Annotated in this window: 16 protein-coding genes; 7 read left to right on the forward strand and 9 right to left on the reverse strand. The window is 71.7% G+C overall.

Going from position 1 to position 12610, the window contains the following annotated elements; all coding sequences use genetic code 11:
* Window positions 1-16: 16 nt before the first annotated feature.
* The 3 genes from APR04_RS25090 to APR04_RS25100 all read left to right on the forward strand — a co-directional run bounded on the left by APR04_RS25090 (window position 17) and on the right by APR04_RS25100 (window position 2824).
* A complete protein-coding gene (locus APR04_RS25090; RefSeq protein ID WP_253875903.1) occupies window positions 17-1072 on the forward strand; it encodes an LLM class flavin-dependent oxidoreductase in 1056 nt (351 codons plus the stop codon).
* Between the two features lie 188 nt (window positions 1073-1260).
* Window positions 1261-2169 carry an SDR family oxidoreductase gene (locus APR04_RS25095; RefSeq protein ID WP_253875905.1) on the forward strand — a complete coding sequence of 303 codons (909 nt, stop codon included), beginning with the start codon at window positions 1261-1263 and terminating at the stop codon, window positions 2167-2169.
* 55 nt (window positions 2170-2224) lie between these two features.
* The gene (locus APR04_RS25100; RefSeq protein ID WP_253875907.1) at window positions 2225-2824 is read left to right on the forward strand and encodes a TetR/AcrR family transcriptional regulator; all 600 of its coding nucleotides are present in this window, start codon (window positions 2225-2227) and stop codon (window positions 2822-2824) included.
* Between the two features lie 30 nt (window positions 2825-2854).
* Here the strand turns inward: APR04_RS25100 and APR04_RS25105 are convergent, their stop codons facing one another.
* The 6 genes from APR04_RS25105 to APR04_RS25130 form a co-directional block, all read right to left on the reverse strand.
* Window positions 2855-3325, reverse strand: a complete 471-nt coding sequence (locus APR04_RS25105; protein WP_253875910.1) for an HNH endonuclease — start codon at window positions 3323-3325, stop codon at window positions 2855-2857.
* Between the two features lie 519 nt (window positions 3326-3844).
* A complete protein-coding gene (locus APR04_RS25110; protein ID WP_253875913.1) occupies window positions 3845-5122 on the reverse strand; it encodes an arginine deiminase in 1278 nt (425 codons plus the stop codon).
* 16 nt (window positions 5123-5138) lie between these two features.
* A complete protein-coding gene (locus APR04_RS25115) occupies window positions 5139-5897 on the reverse strand; it encodes a VIT1/CCC1 transporter family protein (protein WP_253875915.1) in 759 nt (252 codons plus the stop codon).
* A gap of 57 nt (window positions 5898-5954) precedes the next feature.
* Entirely contained in the window at window positions 5955-6650 is a 696-nt protein-coding gene (locus APR04_RS25120; RefSeq protein ID WP_253875918.1) for a DUF1684 domain-containing protein, read from the reverse strand.
* 37 nt (window positions 6651-6687) lie between these two features.
* The gene (locus APR04_RS25125) at window positions 6688-7149 is read right to left on the reverse strand and encodes a DUF5959 family protein (protein ID WP_253875921.1); all 462 of its coding nucleotides are present in this window, start codon (window positions 7147-7149) and stop codon (window positions 6688-6690) included.
* A gap of 112 nt (window positions 7150-7261) precedes the next feature.
* The gene (locus tag APR04_RS25130) at window positions 7262-7717 is read right to left on the reverse strand and encodes a nitroreductase/quinone reductase family protein (protein WP_253875924.1); all 456 of its coding nucleotides are present in this window, start codon (window positions 7715-7717) and stop codon (window positions 7262-7264) included.
* A 98-nt stretch (window positions 7718-7815) separates the two neighbouring features.
* Between APR04_RS25130 and APR04_RS25135 the strand changes: the two genes are divergently transcribed.
* Window positions 7816-8199, forward strand: a complete 384-nt coding sequence (locus tag APR04_RS25135) for a VOC family protein (protein WP_253875926.1) — start codon at window positions 7816-7818, stop codon at window positions 8197-8199.
* A gap of 13 nt (window positions 8200-8212) precedes the next feature.
* Here the strand turns inward: APR04_RS25135 and APR04_RS25140 are convergent, their stop codons facing one another.
* Entirely contained in the window at window positions 8213-8560 is a 348-nt protein-coding gene (locus APR04_RS25140; RefSeq protein WP_253875929.1) for a PEP-utilizing enzyme, read from the reverse strand.
* Window positions 8561-8625: 65 nt separating this feature from the next.
* Here APR04_RS25140 and APR04_RS25145 point away from each other — a divergent pair, with 65 nt between their 5' ends.
* Together APR04_RS25145 and APR04_RS25150 are read left to right on the forward strand one after the other, a co-directional pair.
* Window positions 8626-9273, forward strand: coding sequence for a transcriptional regulator (locus APR04_RS25145; protein ID WP_253875932.1), 648 nt, complete (start codon window positions 8626-8628; stop codon window positions 9271-9273).
* 28 nt (window positions 9274-9301) lie between these two features.
* Complete coding sequence (locus APR04_RS25150) at window positions 9302-9895, forward strand: histidine phosphatase family protein (protein ID WP_253875934.1); 594 nt, start codon at window positions 9302-9304, stop codon at window positions 9893-9895.
* A gap of 7 nt (window positions 9896-9902) precedes the next feature.
* On the opposite strand, the gene APR04_RS25155 is transcribed toward APR04_RS25150, so the two are convergent.
* Entirely contained in the window at window positions 9903-10328 is a 426-nt protein-coding gene (locus APR04_RS25155) for an NUDIX hydrolase (RefSeq protein ID WP_301312974.1), read from the reverse strand.
* A gap of 34 nt (window positions 10329-10362) precedes the next feature.
* Between APR04_RS25155 and APR04_RS31385 the strand changes: the two genes are divergently transcribed.
* On the forward strand, window positions 10363-11250 hold the full coding sequence (locus tag APR04_RS31385; protein ID WP_372496170.1) for a dienelactone hydrolase family protein: 888 nt from the start codon (window positions 10363-10365) through the stop codon (window positions 11248-11250).
* Here APR04_RS31385 and APR04_RS25165 read toward each other — a convergent pair.
* Window positions 11135-12610 (reverse strand): HNH endonuclease signature motif containing protein (locus APR04_RS25165; RefSeq protein WP_253875940.1); only part of this gene is annotated, 1476 nt, incomplete at its 5' end. The two genes, APR04_RS31385 and APR04_RS25165, sit on opposite strands and share 116 nt — an antisense overlap.

The following is a 12610-nucleotide window of genomic DNA, read 5'->3' on the forward strand; positions in this document are numbered from 1 at the left end:
ACGGTTGTCAGAGGCGATGAATACCACGCCACGCTTGTCCGTCCTTGACCTCGTGCCCGTCCGTTCGGGCCAGACCAGCGCGCAGGCCCTGGCGGCCTCGCTCGAGCTGGTGGTGCTCGCCGACCGCCTCGGCTTCGAGCGCTACTGGTTCGCGGAGCACCACAACATGGCGGCCGTCGCGGCGTCGTCGCCGCCGGTCATGATCGCCGCCGCTGCCGCGCGGACCTCGCGCATCCGGGTCGGTTCGGGTGGCGTGATGCTGCCGAACCACGCCCCGCTCGTCGTCGCGGAGCAGTTCGCGGCGCTCGAGGCTGTCGCCCCGGGGCGCATCGACCTCGGCCTCGGCCGCGCGCCGGGCAGCGACCCGGTGATCACGTCGCTCTTGCGGGCGACCGGTCCGACGGCGGACGTCGACCGGTTCCCGCAGCACGTCACCGACATCCAGAGCCTCATGGGGCCCGACGGCGCCCGCCTGCGACTCACCTCCGGCGAGATCTACGACGTGCGGGCCACGCCCGCCGCCGCAGGCGTCCCGACCGTGTGGCTGCTGGGCTCCAGCGACTACTCGGCGCGCCTCGCCGCGGAGCTGGGTCTGCCCTACGTGTTCGCCAACCACTTCTCCGGCCAGGGGATGGACCAGATCCTCGCTCTGTACCGCGACGGTTACCGGCCGTCCGAGGAGCACCCGGAGCCGCGCACGTTCCTCACGGCCAACGCGGTGGTCGCGCCGACGTCGGACGAGGCGTACGACCGGGCCCTGCCGCACCTGCGGCAGATGGCCAGGCTGCGTTCCGGCCAGAGGCTGGGCGCGCTCGAGACGGTCGAGGAGGCTGTGCGCGCCATGGCCGGCGAACCGGCCGACGGCGCGGTCGCGCAGTCCATCGAGTCGATGCTGGCGCGCTGGCTGGTCGGCGACGGCGCCCAGGTGGCCGCCGAGGTGCGGGGGCTGGCCGATCGGTACGGTGTCGAGGAGGTCATGCTCGTGCCCGTCGCAGGCTCCCGTGCGGACGAGCCGCTGGACGCGACCCCGGGCCGGACGCAGACCCTGGAGCTCCTTGCGGACGCGCTGTAAGGGCGCGGCACCCCGCGAGATCGGTAGAAGGTCAGGAGGTCGGCAACCCGGGTTGCCGACCTCCTGACCTCATGCCGACCAGATCGGCCCCGCCGGGGTTGTGCCTCGGGGCGCACCGGGGCATAGTAGATTTGGCCAACCAACAGGTTGGTTGCCACCAGAGTCCGTCGTCGCCCCCGAGGAGTCGCATGTATCTCGTTCCGGACCAGACCGGTCGCACCGTCGTCGTCACGGGTGCCAACAGCGGTACGGGGCGTGAGGCCGCCAAGCGGCTCGCGGGGGCGGGCGCCCGGGTGGTTCTCGCCGTCCGTGACACCGAGAAGGGTGCCGCCGCCCTGGCCGAGATCCGTGCGGAGCGGCCAGATGCCCAGGCCGAGGTGCGGGTCGTCGATCTCGCTGACCTCGCGTCGGTGCGCGCGTTCGCCGAGGGTCTGAAGCGCGATCTCGACCGGCTCGACACCCTGGTCAACAACGCCGGTGTGTCGGTCCCGCCGCGTCGGTTCGAGACGGCCGACGGCCACGAGCTGCAGTGGGGCACCAACTTCCTGGGCCCGTTCGCACTGACGAACCTGTTGCTGCCGCTGCTCCTGTCGGCGCCGGCGCCGCGGGTCGCCACCATGGCCTCGGCGGCCGCGAACTTCGGCCGGATCGACTTCAGCGACCTCGACTGGGAACGTCGCACGTATCGCGCCATGGACGCGTACTCGCAGTCCAAGCTGGCCGACGTGCACCTGGCCCAGCACCTGGCCCGAGTGGCGGGGGAGCGGGGCTGGCCAGTGCTCAGTGCCGCCGCCCATCCTGGCCTCACGCGCACGAACTTGCAGGTCACCGGGCCCAGCATGGGCCGAGAGCAGCCGGTGCGATGGAACGGTGGCGGCCTGCTCCCGATGATGACGCCCGAGGACGGTGCCGACTCGATCCTGCTCGCCGCAGCGGGTCGAGAGGTCGTGGCGGGCGGCTACTACGGGCCGCGCTACGGGCTGATCGGCAGGCCGAGGCGCGCCCGGCTGACCCGCCGCATGCGTGACGCCTCGACGGCGGCCCGGCTCTGGGCCGTCGCCGAGGAGGTCACGTCGACCGCGGCGCCGGTCCACTGACGCACCAGGCCGTGCGCCGGATGCCGTGCGAGACGCCCGGGCTAGGCTGAGCGGCATGCCCACCCCCCGCGCCGACGTCGGACGCGCCTCGACGCCCGAGCGGATCGTCGAGGCGGCAGCCGCGGAGTTCGCGAGGTACGGGCTGGCCGGGGCGCGGGTGGACCGGATCGCGGAGCGCGCGGAAGCGAACAAGCAACGCATCTACGCGTACTTCGGCGGTAAGGAGGCGCTGTTCGACCAGGTGGTCGCCGCGCGCATCCTCGACCTGATGGACGCCGTCCCGTTCGACGCCGACGACCTGCCCGGCTACGCCGCTCGGCTGTTCGACTTCGCGGTGGGCGGTCCCGACTTCGTCCGGCTCGTGCTCTGGCACACGCTGGAGCGACCGGGTGGGTTCAGCACGTCGGAGCAGTCTGCGGCCTCGAGCACGGCCAAGGTCAGCGCGCTGCGCGAGGCGCAGGCCCGGCACCCGGAACGGATCGATCCAGCGGTGCCTGCGGACCGTCTGCTCGCCCAGGTCCTCGCGGCGGTGCTCGGATCCGTGCTCACGGTCGGCGGCCTCCTGTCCGCTCTGGGCGAGCCGGAGATCGACGTCGACGACGTCCGGGCCGACGTGCGCCGTTCGGTCACGAGGATCATCGCCACCCGGGCCTGAGCCTGCCCCGCGCGCGTGCCCCGGCCTCGCCTAGGCCGCTCGGGCCGCCCGGTGCCGGATGGCGCGCGCGTACTCGGCGCGTGGAACGTGTGGCGTCACGTGGAGCACCATGCCCGCCTCCGCCGGCGTGCGGTCCGCCTTGTGTGAGTTGCACGGGTAGCACGCGGCCACGAGGTTCATCCACGTCGACGGGCCCCCGCGCGACCGCGGCAGGATGTGGTCAACGGTCTCGGCAGGGCCTCCGCAGTACGCGCACGAGCCGTCGCGCCGCTTGACGCCCTGCTTGGTGCACCCGGGCGCCCCGCCCGACTGGTAGAGCCACCGCATCGTGACGTACCGGACCAGGCGAAGCACGCGCGGTAACGGGAACGGCCCGAAGGAGCGGCCGTCGACCGCCTCCTCGACGACCGCGACCTCGCGCACGAGCATGTGGATGGCATGCCGGACCGATACCCGGTGCAGCGGCTCGTAGCCGGCATTGAGGACTAGGACGTCGGCCACGGGCCTGCTCCTTCCGGTGAGCTTGTCCTTCTCTTTCTTCGCTGGTCGTTCGGGTCGTGCTGTGCGGGGCGATCCGGGCCCGGGACGACAAGAGCCGCCCGGGAACAGACATCCCGAGGCGGCTCACGTTCACTGGTCCGGCAGAACCGGATCAGCGGCGTATGGCGCCTCGTATGGCCTCACGGCCGTCCCGCAGGTGCTGTGCAGTGGTCGGGGAGGACGACGCGGTGGCAGCACCGACCGTGCACAGGCCTGAGGCCTGGAGCGCAATGCTGGTGCGGACCATCGTGGATCTCGTCCTTCCGTCTTGTTCGGATCTGGCTCTTGTCTAGCTCGTATCGGTGCTCCGGCAGGGAGCGCAGACACACAACCAGCCACCACGGCGCGAAGTCCGTGTGTGAAGAAAGGTACAACGAGGGCTTGGTAGCGTCTATGGCTTTTCCAGAACTGCAACCCAAGAATGCATCAAGTTTCTGGCGTGGCGCGACGCTACGGCGTGTCGCGCCACGCCCCCGGCGTCTACCAGCTGACGGGCTCGCGAATGATCGGGCACGTCATGCAGTGGCCGCCGCCCCGGCCGCGGCCCAGTTCGCCGCCCGCGATCTCGATCACCTCGACGCCGGCCTTGCGCAGCAGGTCGTTGGTGGTCGTGTTCCGGTCGTAGGTGAACACGACACCCGGCTCGACGGCCACCGAGTTGTTGCCGCTGTCCCACTGCTGGCGCTCCGACTCGTAGACGTCGCCGCCGGTCTCGATCACCCGCAGCTCGCCGAGACCGGAGGCCTGGCCCACGACGTCGAGGAAGGACGACCCGCCGGCGTCCGTCACCGAGACCCCGAGCGGGCCGGAGTCCGGGCGCAGCACGAAGGGGTGCACGCGGTCCACGATCCGCGGATAGACGGTGACGGTGTCGACGTCGACGAACGTCAGGATCGTGTCCAGGTGCATGGCCGCGCGCAGGCGCGGCATGCCGGCCACCACGATCTGCTCGGCGGCGCCCTGCTCGAACAGGGACGCCGCCACCTGCGTGATCGCCTGGCGCGACGTGCGCTCGCTCATGCCCATCAGCACGGTGCCGTTGCCGATCGGCATGATGTCGCCGCCCTCGAAGGTCGCCTCGCCGTGGCTGGTCTCCGGGTCGCCCCACCACACGCGGCTGCCCACGAAGTCGGGGTGGAACGCGTAGACCGCCTTCATGAGCAGGGTCTCGTCGCGGCGTGCCTGCCAGTACAGCGGGTTGAGCGTGAGGCCGCCGTAGATCCAGCACGTGGTGTCGCGCGTGAAGAGGGTGTTCGGCAGCGGCGGCATGAGGTACTCGCGTGCGTCCGGGCTCATGTCGGCCAGGGCGCGGAAGCCCGGCGGCAGCTCGGGCACGTCGGCGACGGCGAGGCCACCGATCAGGTACCGGGCGAGGTCGTGCTCCGGCAGGGACTCGAGGTACTCGCGTGTCGCCTCGACCAGTCCGTTGCCCACGATCTCCGGGACGATCTTGCGGTCCAGGAGCCAGTCGCGGGCGCCGGCCACCCGGAGCGTCTCCGCGAGCAGGGCGTGCAGCTCGACGACGTCGACGTCGCGGCCGCGCAGCTCGCTCACGAAGTCGGCGTGGTCCTGCTGGGCGCGCTCCACCCACAGGACGTCGTCGAACAGCAGGTCGGCCGAGTTGGACGGGGTCAGGCGCTGGTGTGCCAGGCCTGGCTCGCAGACCAGGACCTTGCGCAGACGGCCGACCTCGGAGTGGACGCCGTAGGCCGACGATGGTGCGTCGGCAGGGGGCGGTGTGATGTCGATGGTGTTCATCGGGCGCTAACGGTACTCACCCCATCGCCGTCGTGCCGAGCAGGGAGCCGACGGCGAAGGTCGCGCCCAGGGCGAGCGCACCGCCGGCGACCACCCGTGCCGTCGCCCGCACGCGCGGTGCGCCGCCGATCCAGGCCGCCATCCAGCCGGTCCCGGCGAGCGCCGCCAGCACGACGGCGAACGTCACGGCGACCCGCCAGGGCTCCGGGACCAGGAGCACCGTGGCGAGCGGCAGCAACGCGCCGAGAGTGAACGCCACCGCCGACGCGAGCGCTGCGTTCCAGGCGCTGACCACCTCGTCCTCGTCGATGCCCAGCTCGGCGTCCAGGTGCGCAGAGAGGGCGTCGTGCTCGGTGAGCTCGACGGCGACCTGGCGGGCGGTGCCGGGGGAGAGGCCCTTGGCCTCGTAGAGCTCGGCCAGCTCGGCCAGCTCCTCCTCGGGCATCTCGGCGAGCTCCGCCTTCTCCTTGGCGATGAGGGCCTTCTGGCTGTCGGACTGGCTGGAGACCGAGACGTACTCGCCCAGCGCCATCGAGATCGCGCCACCCACGAGGGCGGCGAGGCCGGCGGTGAGGATGGGCCCGGTCTGCGCGGTCGCCGCCGCCACGCCGACGCCGACAGCCGCTACCGACACGATCCCGTCGTTGGCGCCGAGCACTCCCGCGCGCAGCCAGTTCAGCCGCTCGGCGAGGCCTTCGGTGTGCGGTTCGTCTGCGTGCCCGACGACGGGACGGCCGGTGCCGGGGCGACCCGGCTCGGACGGTTCGATGGTCATGGCCCCAGGCAACCAGGACTTGGGGCGGGAGGCCAACGCCGCACAGGATGGCGTGTCTCAGTGCGGAGTGCGCTCGCCCACGGGGACCTCGACGTCGAGCATGTTGCCCGGCTGAGCGAGCGGGCACGTCCATGCCGGGTCATAGGCGCAGGACGGGTTGTAGGCGAAGTTGAGGTCGACGACCAGCTCGCCGACGCCGTCGTCGTACCCGCCGGCGTGGCCGTCGGTGCCGCCCGCGTGGCCGAGCCACGCGCCTTTGATGCTGTCCAGGAGGTAGCGTCCGCCGCCGTAGGTGCCGCCGGGGGTGCCGGCGAGCGTGTCCTTGATCGGCACGAACAGACCCCCGCCGTACGAGGCGAGGCGCCAGACGTCGAGCGATCCCAGCCCCGGCAGGACCACCTTGCCGAGCAGCTCGAACGGCACGACGCCGTCGGTCCCCGTGGGGACGTCGAGGCGGCGCGCCGCACCGTCGGGTCCCGGCTCTGCCTGCACGACGGGGGCGGTCAGGCGCCAGGCCGGGTCGTACGGGGTGACGGACAGACCGGTGAAGCCGGGCTTGTCCTCGGGGAGGATTGGCGAGGCCGGATGGGTCGCGAAGAGCTCGTCGCGAGTCATGGTCCAGTAGGCGTGTGCGGCGGCAGGGTCCTCGGCCGCACGGACGCGGACGCCGGCGTACAGCGCGAAGACGCGCCGCCGCCAGTCCGCGGTCTGGAGGGCTGTGGTGGCCGGGGACGTGATGGCAGCGTGCGTCATGCCCACGACACTACCTATGGACGCCCTTCCCGCGCGGTCACCGATGCTCGAACAGGTCGTAGGCCCGCCCGAGGCGGTCATAGGCGTCCTCGAACCAGTCCTCGGACGCTGGTACGGCGGTTATCACGTCCGTCAGCAGGCCCATCCTGTCGCGGACCGTCACGAGGTGACGATCGCCTCCGTCCCAGCCGACGTGCACCTCGTACGCCCGCAGGTCCTTGCGCCAGGCGCCGTCATACCCGGCGTCCAGGGCGTCAAGAACCCTCTGCCAGTCGTCCAGGTCTTCCATGCTGACGTAGGTGGTCAGTACGCCCCTGACGCCGCGTCCGCCGGACAGGCTCCCGCAGTCGATCTCGATCGTGCCGATCGCTTGGGTGATCGTCCCGTCCTCCCGCTGATCGAGGGTGTCGAGGCGGAGCGCCACGACGTTGCCGGCGCCCTCGAACCGGAAGAGCTCGCACGGCAGCCCCGCAATCTGATTCGGGTCCCGTGAGGTCATGTGCCGGAGTCAACCACTGCTGTCCGACATCCCGCCGCGCCAGCTCAGCGGCGACGGTGGCACACCCTCGGACGTACGCGACAACACCCGCCGGCGCGACTCGGACCCGGGCTCAGGACCGCGGCGTCAGCCGGATGACCGGGATCTTCCGGTCGGTGGCTTCCTCATACTTGCGGAACTGGTCCACCTCGGCGGTGATCTTCTCCCAGGCCTCCGCGCGCTCGGCTCCGTGCAGCTCCCGGGCGGTCGCGGAGACCTTGCGGCCTGCCTGCTCGACGGTCACCTGGTCCGGGTGAGCGGCAAGGTTGAGGTACCAGGCCGGGTTGGCGGGTGCGCCCCCGGCGGACGCGACGACCAGCCAGTCGCCGTCGGAGCCGGGGAACCAGGCGAGCGGGGTCTGGCGGGCCTGCCCGCTCTTGCGCCCGACCGTGGTCAGGACCAGGAGGTTCATCCCCATGGTCGTGCGGTCGGTGCGCCGGGCCCGGCCCATGAGCAGCCGATTCATCCAGCGAAACATGCGGCCCGGCTGCTTGGCGCCACGGGTGCCGGTCGAGTGGCTGAAGCTCATGTCGTGCCTTCCGGGTCGAGTGGTCCCAGGATAGGAGGCGGCGACGGCCCGAGCCGGGCGCGGCACGCCACCGGCCGCGTGCGGCCTAGGATCGCGAGGTGCTGCGACTCTCCGATGTCACCTACCTCGTCCGCGATCACGACGAGGCGATCACGTTCTTCGTCGACGCCTTGGGTTTCGTCCTGCGACAGGACGAGACCAGCGCATCCGGCTGGCGCCGGGTCGTCGTCGGCCCCGCGGACGGCGGGACCGGGCTGGTGCTCGCGTTGACCGGTGCGGCGGGCGCCGTCGGCCGGCAGGCCGGTGGCGAGGTCGCGTTCTTCCTCGAGACCGATGACTTCGCCGCGCAGCACGCCCGCATGACGGCGGCGGGTGTGCTGTTCCGCGAGGAGCCACGCCACGAGGAGTACGGGACGGTGGCGATCTTCGAGGACCTGTACGGCATGCCGTGGGACCTGATCCAGCCGCCGACGTCGAGGTAGCAGCCGGCCGGCTTCAGCCCACCTCGTGACCGCTGACCCGACCGGTGTCGCCGTCGACGGTCACGATCTCGCCGTCGCGCAGCGTCGTCATGGCGCCGGGGACCGCGAGCACAGCGGGGATACCGTGCTCGCGCGCCACGATCGCGGCGTGGGACAGCACGCCGCCGGTCTCGGTGACGACGGCGGCCACGACCCCGAACAGCGCGGTCCACGCCGGTTCCGTGAAGCGGCACACGAGCACGTCGCCGGACCGGACCCTGGCGAAGTCGTCGGGGCCGTGCACCACACGTGCCGGCCCGGACGCGCGCCCTGGGCTCCCGGGCGTTCCTGTGGCGTGCGGGACAGCGGAGCTTTCCGGCATGGCTTCCTCCCTGGGCGTACCCACCTGCGTTGACACCGGTCACCGAAGGATGCACGGTGCGAAACATGACGCACAACCCGGCCCTCGCCCGATCCTCGCAGCCCGAGCTGCTCGTGCTCCACTCCGTCCGGATCCAGGGCATGGCCGACGACGACGCCGTCGCCGCGCGGTTCGGCCTCGACGAGGCGGACACCCGCGAGATCCTGCTCGACGACGAGGCGTACGGCTGGGTCAGGCAGGCAGCGTTCACCGGTACCGCAGGCTGGTCCATGACCGACCGCGGACGTGCCGAGGACGACCGGCGGCTGGCCGAGGAGCTGAGCGGCCTGGGCGCCCGGCCCGTCGTCGAGCGGGTCCATGAGGTGTTCGGGCCGCTGAACGCCCGCCTGCTGCAGGCCTGCACCGACTGGCAGCTCCGCCCGGAGGACGGCGACCGCCTCACCCCGAACACCCATACCGACCCGGAGTGGGACGCACAGGTCCTGGGAGAGCTCGCGGCGCTGGACGGAGAGCTGGGGCCGCTGGTCACCGAGCTGACTTCGGCGCTCGCCCGGTTCGAGGGGTACGACACCCGGTTCTCCGCGGCCCTCGGCAAGGCGCGGTCCGGGCAGGGCGAGTGGGTGGCGGGCACGGGCATCGGGTCGTGCCACGTCGTCTGGATGGAGCTGCACGAGGACCTGATCTCGACCCTGGGCATCCAGCGGGGCGCGTAGCCGCGGGGACCACCGGTAGGTTCTTCGGATGGCGACCAGACATCTCTACCTGGCACGGCACGGCGCTGCGGACGCGTTCGGTGACCTGACCGACGTCGGGCGGCGGCAGGCCAGCCTGCTGGGCGAGCGGCTCGCCGGGCTGCCGGTCGGCACCGTCTGGCACTCGCCCCTGCCGCGCGCGGCGGCGAGCGCGCACGTGATCGGCGAGCACCTGCCGGGCGTGCCCGTCACCGAGGCCGCCGAGCTGGTCGACCACGTGCCGTACGTCCCCGCCGCACCCGACCTCCCGCCGGCCTGGGCCGGGTTCTTCGACGGGTACGACGACGCCGAGCGTGCGCCGGGCGAGCGGCTCGCCGCAGAGCTGGTGGACCGGTTCGCGAGGCCCACCGAGACCGAGACCCACGAGGTGCTGGTGACCCACGCGTTCCAGGTCGCGTGGCTGCTGCGCCATGCCCTGGACGCGCCGCCTGCCCGGTGGCTCGGCCTGAACAGCGGCAACACCGCGCTGACGGTGCTCGAGTACCGCGACGGCCTGCCGCCGACGGTCGTGCTGTTCAACGACATGGGCCACCTGCCGCAGGACCTGCGCTGGACGGGCTTCCCGCCATCGCCGCGCCCCTAGAGATGCACTAACCGATCAGGCCCGCCCAACGGCGGGACAGGTCCACCAGGGGCACCCGGTCGAGCGCATCGACCTCTTGCGGCGTGTGCCAGGCGACGCCGTCGGTGGAGCCGTCCGCCTCGACGCGCAGCTCCCCGCCGGTGACGTGCGCCCGGTACACGATCCGCAGGGCGTGCACCGGGCGGTCCGACGGGAAGACCCGGTCCGGGCCGGGGATGACTGAGCTGTCGACGCCGAGCAGCCCGTCCAGCTCCGCGTGGTAGCCGGTCTCCTCGAGCACCTCCCGGACCGCGGCGGCGGCTGGGTGCTCGCCCGGGTCGATCCCACCACCCGGCATGGTCCAGCCGCTGCGCGTGCCCTCGTTCCAGTGCGGCAGCAGCATGCGGCCCTGGTCGTCGGTGATGACGGCGTACGCGGCGACCCGCAGGTCCATCGCGGCCTCTGTACTGGTGAACATGGTGCACATCATGTCGCCCGGAAGGGGGGTGCACCATGCATACCGTGCGGTACGGTCCCAGGCATCTCGTCCAGGCTCAGGAGGTCGCGTGCATCCCGGATACACCGCCGTTCCCGACGGCCCCGGCCCGTTCCCCGGCGTCGTCGTCGTGCACGACGCGTACGGGATGACCGCAGAGCTGCGTCGCGTCTGCGACTACCTCGCCGAACGGGGTTACCTCGTGCACGCCCCGTCGATATACCAGCGGGGACGCTGCCTCCGGCAGGCGTTCCGCAGCTTCATCGCCGATCAGGGCCCCGCCTACGAGCGGCTCGAGGCCGATCGCGCGGCGCTCGCGGACCGGCCGGACTGCACCAGCAGGGTTGGGATCATGGGGTTCTGCATGGGCGGTCGGTTCGCCCTGGTAGCTGCGGGCCGCGGCGGGTTCGACGCCGCCGCCGTGAACTACGGCCTGTTGCCCGAGGGGCGGCAGGAGCCCGCTGCGCTGGACCAGATGCTGTCAGCCCCGTGCCCGGTAGTGGCGAGCTTCGGCGCGCGCGACAAGGTGGTCGACGTCCCCGAGGTCGATAAGCTGCGGGTCGGGCTTGACCGCGCGGGTGTCCCGTCGGACCTGAAGGTGTACCCGGAGGCGACCCACTCGTTCCTCGCCCAGCACAGCCGGTCCGCTCGGCATGCTGATGCGGATCCAGGGCATGACGCACGACCGGGAGGCGTCGGCGGACGCGTGGGAGCGGACGCTAGCGTTCTTCGGGGGAGCATCTGGGCGGACCGGATCGGCCTGCTTAGAAGGGCGGCTGGTCGGGGTCGGTCGGGCTTGTGGGGTCGGTCGGTGCTGCCTGGTTCGGTATGGTTCCGGGTTCGGTGGTCTGGTAGCTGCGGGGTAGGCGTTGGCCGGTGAGGGCGTGGAGGGTGAGGTCGCCGCTGGTGTCGGGGTCGATCTGGTCGAGGTCGGTGTGGGTGTCCAGGACGGTGGGTGGCCGGGTGTGGATGCGGCCCGTGGGAGTGGTCCAGGTAGTGATCCCGGTGTGGGGGTCGCGGACGATTCCCCAGCCGGCGTGGGTCTTGAGCAGGTGGTGCTTGCGGCACAGGGCGTGCAGGTTGTGCGCGCGGGTCTGGCGAGGGGTCCCGGGCGCCTGGTCTGCCGGGTCGTGGTTGAAGGGTTGGATGTGGTCGAGGTCGCAGCGGGATGCTGGGGTGTCGCAGCCCCAGAGGAAGGTGCAGGTCTCGTCTCTGGTCTCGATGGCGCCGCGTAAAACTTTGCCGGGTTGGTAGGTGGTGGTGGAGTAGTCGGTCAGGATCCCGGTGACGGGGTCGGTGAGCAGTCGTTGCCAGGTCGCGTCCTGGGCGATCAGGCGGGCGGTGTCGGCGGGGATGGGTCCGTACCCGGTCAGGTCGCCGGGGGCGTTGTCCAGGCCGAGGAGGGTGCTGGCGGGGATCGTGACCCGGACGACGGGGCGGGTCGGCGTGATCCGTACCGGCCGCACGATCTCCACGACTTCCTGGACCACGATCTGCTGGACGGGCGCCAGGCCACCGCACGTGCACACCGGCACAGTGGCACTGGTGCCGGCACTGTTGGTCTTGGTGTCGTGGTCGGTCGCGGTCCCCATGTCGGACCGCTCATCCGCGGTGGTGCTGGCGCTCACGTCGGCGGTGGTGCTCACGTTGGTGCTGGCGTTCGGTCCGCTCCTGGTCCGGTTGCCGCCCTCCGTGCCCGGGCCCGGCTCGACACGGGTATCGGGCTCGATGTCGTCGTCGGACTCGATGTCGTCGGGTTGGGTGAAGCGGTCGGCGGGTAGGAGTCGGCCGGTGATGATCCCGGTCAGGGAGTCGGCGCGCAGTTGCCCGAGGGTGCGGTCCTCGCCTGTGGTGTGGCGTAGCTGGTGGGCCATGTCGTCCAGGACACCCCAGACGGCGGCGGCGTCCGTGGCGGGCAGGTAGGCGGAGAGCCAGCCCATGTCGTTCTCGGCGCGGTCGAGCTGGACACACCGTTGTTCTGCTGCGGCTTTCGCGGTCTGTGCTGCGCCGTGGCGGTCCTTGGCGAACGCGAGCATCCGGGTCTGCAGCCACTTCCACGTCCGGCGGGGTGCCTGGGGAAGGAACCGCTCGATCGCCTCGGCCCGCTCGGCCAAGGTCAGCTGCGACGCCGAGCGCAGCAGGGTGTGCGCTTTACGGACATCGATACGGCCGGTGATCAGTGCGGTGATCACGGTGGGGTGCTGGGCACCGGACTCCCCGCGGATCACGACCTCGGCGGC

The organism is Promicromonospora umidemergens (assembly GCF_024171995.1).
Taxonomy (GTDB): Bacteria; Actinomycetota; Actinomycetes; order Actinomycetales; family Cellulomonadaceae; genus Promicromonospora; species Promicromonospora umidemergens.

Coding starts and splice junctions, on each gene's coding strand:
- APR04_RS25120 (WP_253875918.1), bottom strand. CDS start 6,650: ATGACGCACGCTGCCATCACGTCCCCGGCCACCACAGCCCTCCAGACC.
- APR04_RS25155 (WP_301312974.1), bottom strand. CDS start 10,328: ATGGACCTGCGGGTCGCCGCGTACGCCGTCATCACCGACGACCAGGGC.
- APR04_RS25145 (WP_253875932.1), top strand. CDS start 8,626: ATGACGCACAACCCGGCCCTCGCCCGATCCTCGCAGCCCGAGCTGCTC.
- APR04_RS25090 (WP_253875903.1), top strand. CDS start 17: ATGAATACCACGCCACGCTTGTCCGTCCTTGACCTCGTGCCCGTCCGT.
- APR04_RS25150 (WP_253875934.1), top strand. CDS start 9,302: ATGGCGACCAGACATCTCTACCTGGCACGGCACGGCGCTGCGGACGCG.
- APR04_RS25110 (WP_253875913.1), bottom strand. CDS start 5,122: ATGAACACCATCGACATCACACCGCCCCCTGCCGACGCACCATCGTCG.
- APR04_RS25140 (WP_253875929.1), bottom strand. CDS start 8,560: ATGCCGGAAAGCTCCGCTGTCCCGCACGCCACAGGAACGCCCGGGAGC.
- APR04_RS25100 (WP_253875907.1), top strand. CDS start 2,225: ATGCCCACCCCCCGCGCCGACGTCGGACGCGCCTCGACGCCCGAGCGG.
- APR04_RS25095 (WP_253875905.1), top strand. CDS start 1,261: ATGTATCTCGTTCCGGACCAGACCGGTCGCACCGTCGTCGTCACGGGT.
- APR04_RS25125 (WP_253875921.1), bottom strand. CDS start 7,149: ATGACCTCACGGGACCCGAATCAGATTGCGGGGCTGCCGTGCGAGCTC.
- APR04_RS31385 (WP_372496170.1), top strand. CDS start 10,363: ATGTCGCCCGGAAGGGGGGTGCACCATGCATACCGTGCGGTACGGTCC.
- APR04_RS25115 (WP_253875915.1), bottom strand. CDS start 5,897: ATGACCATCGAACCGTCCGAGCCGGGTCGCCCCGGCACCGGCCGTCCC.
- APR04_RS25130 (WP_253875924.1), bottom strand. CDS start 7,717: ATGAGCTTCAGCCACTCGACCGGCACCCGTGGCGCCAAGCAGCCGGGC.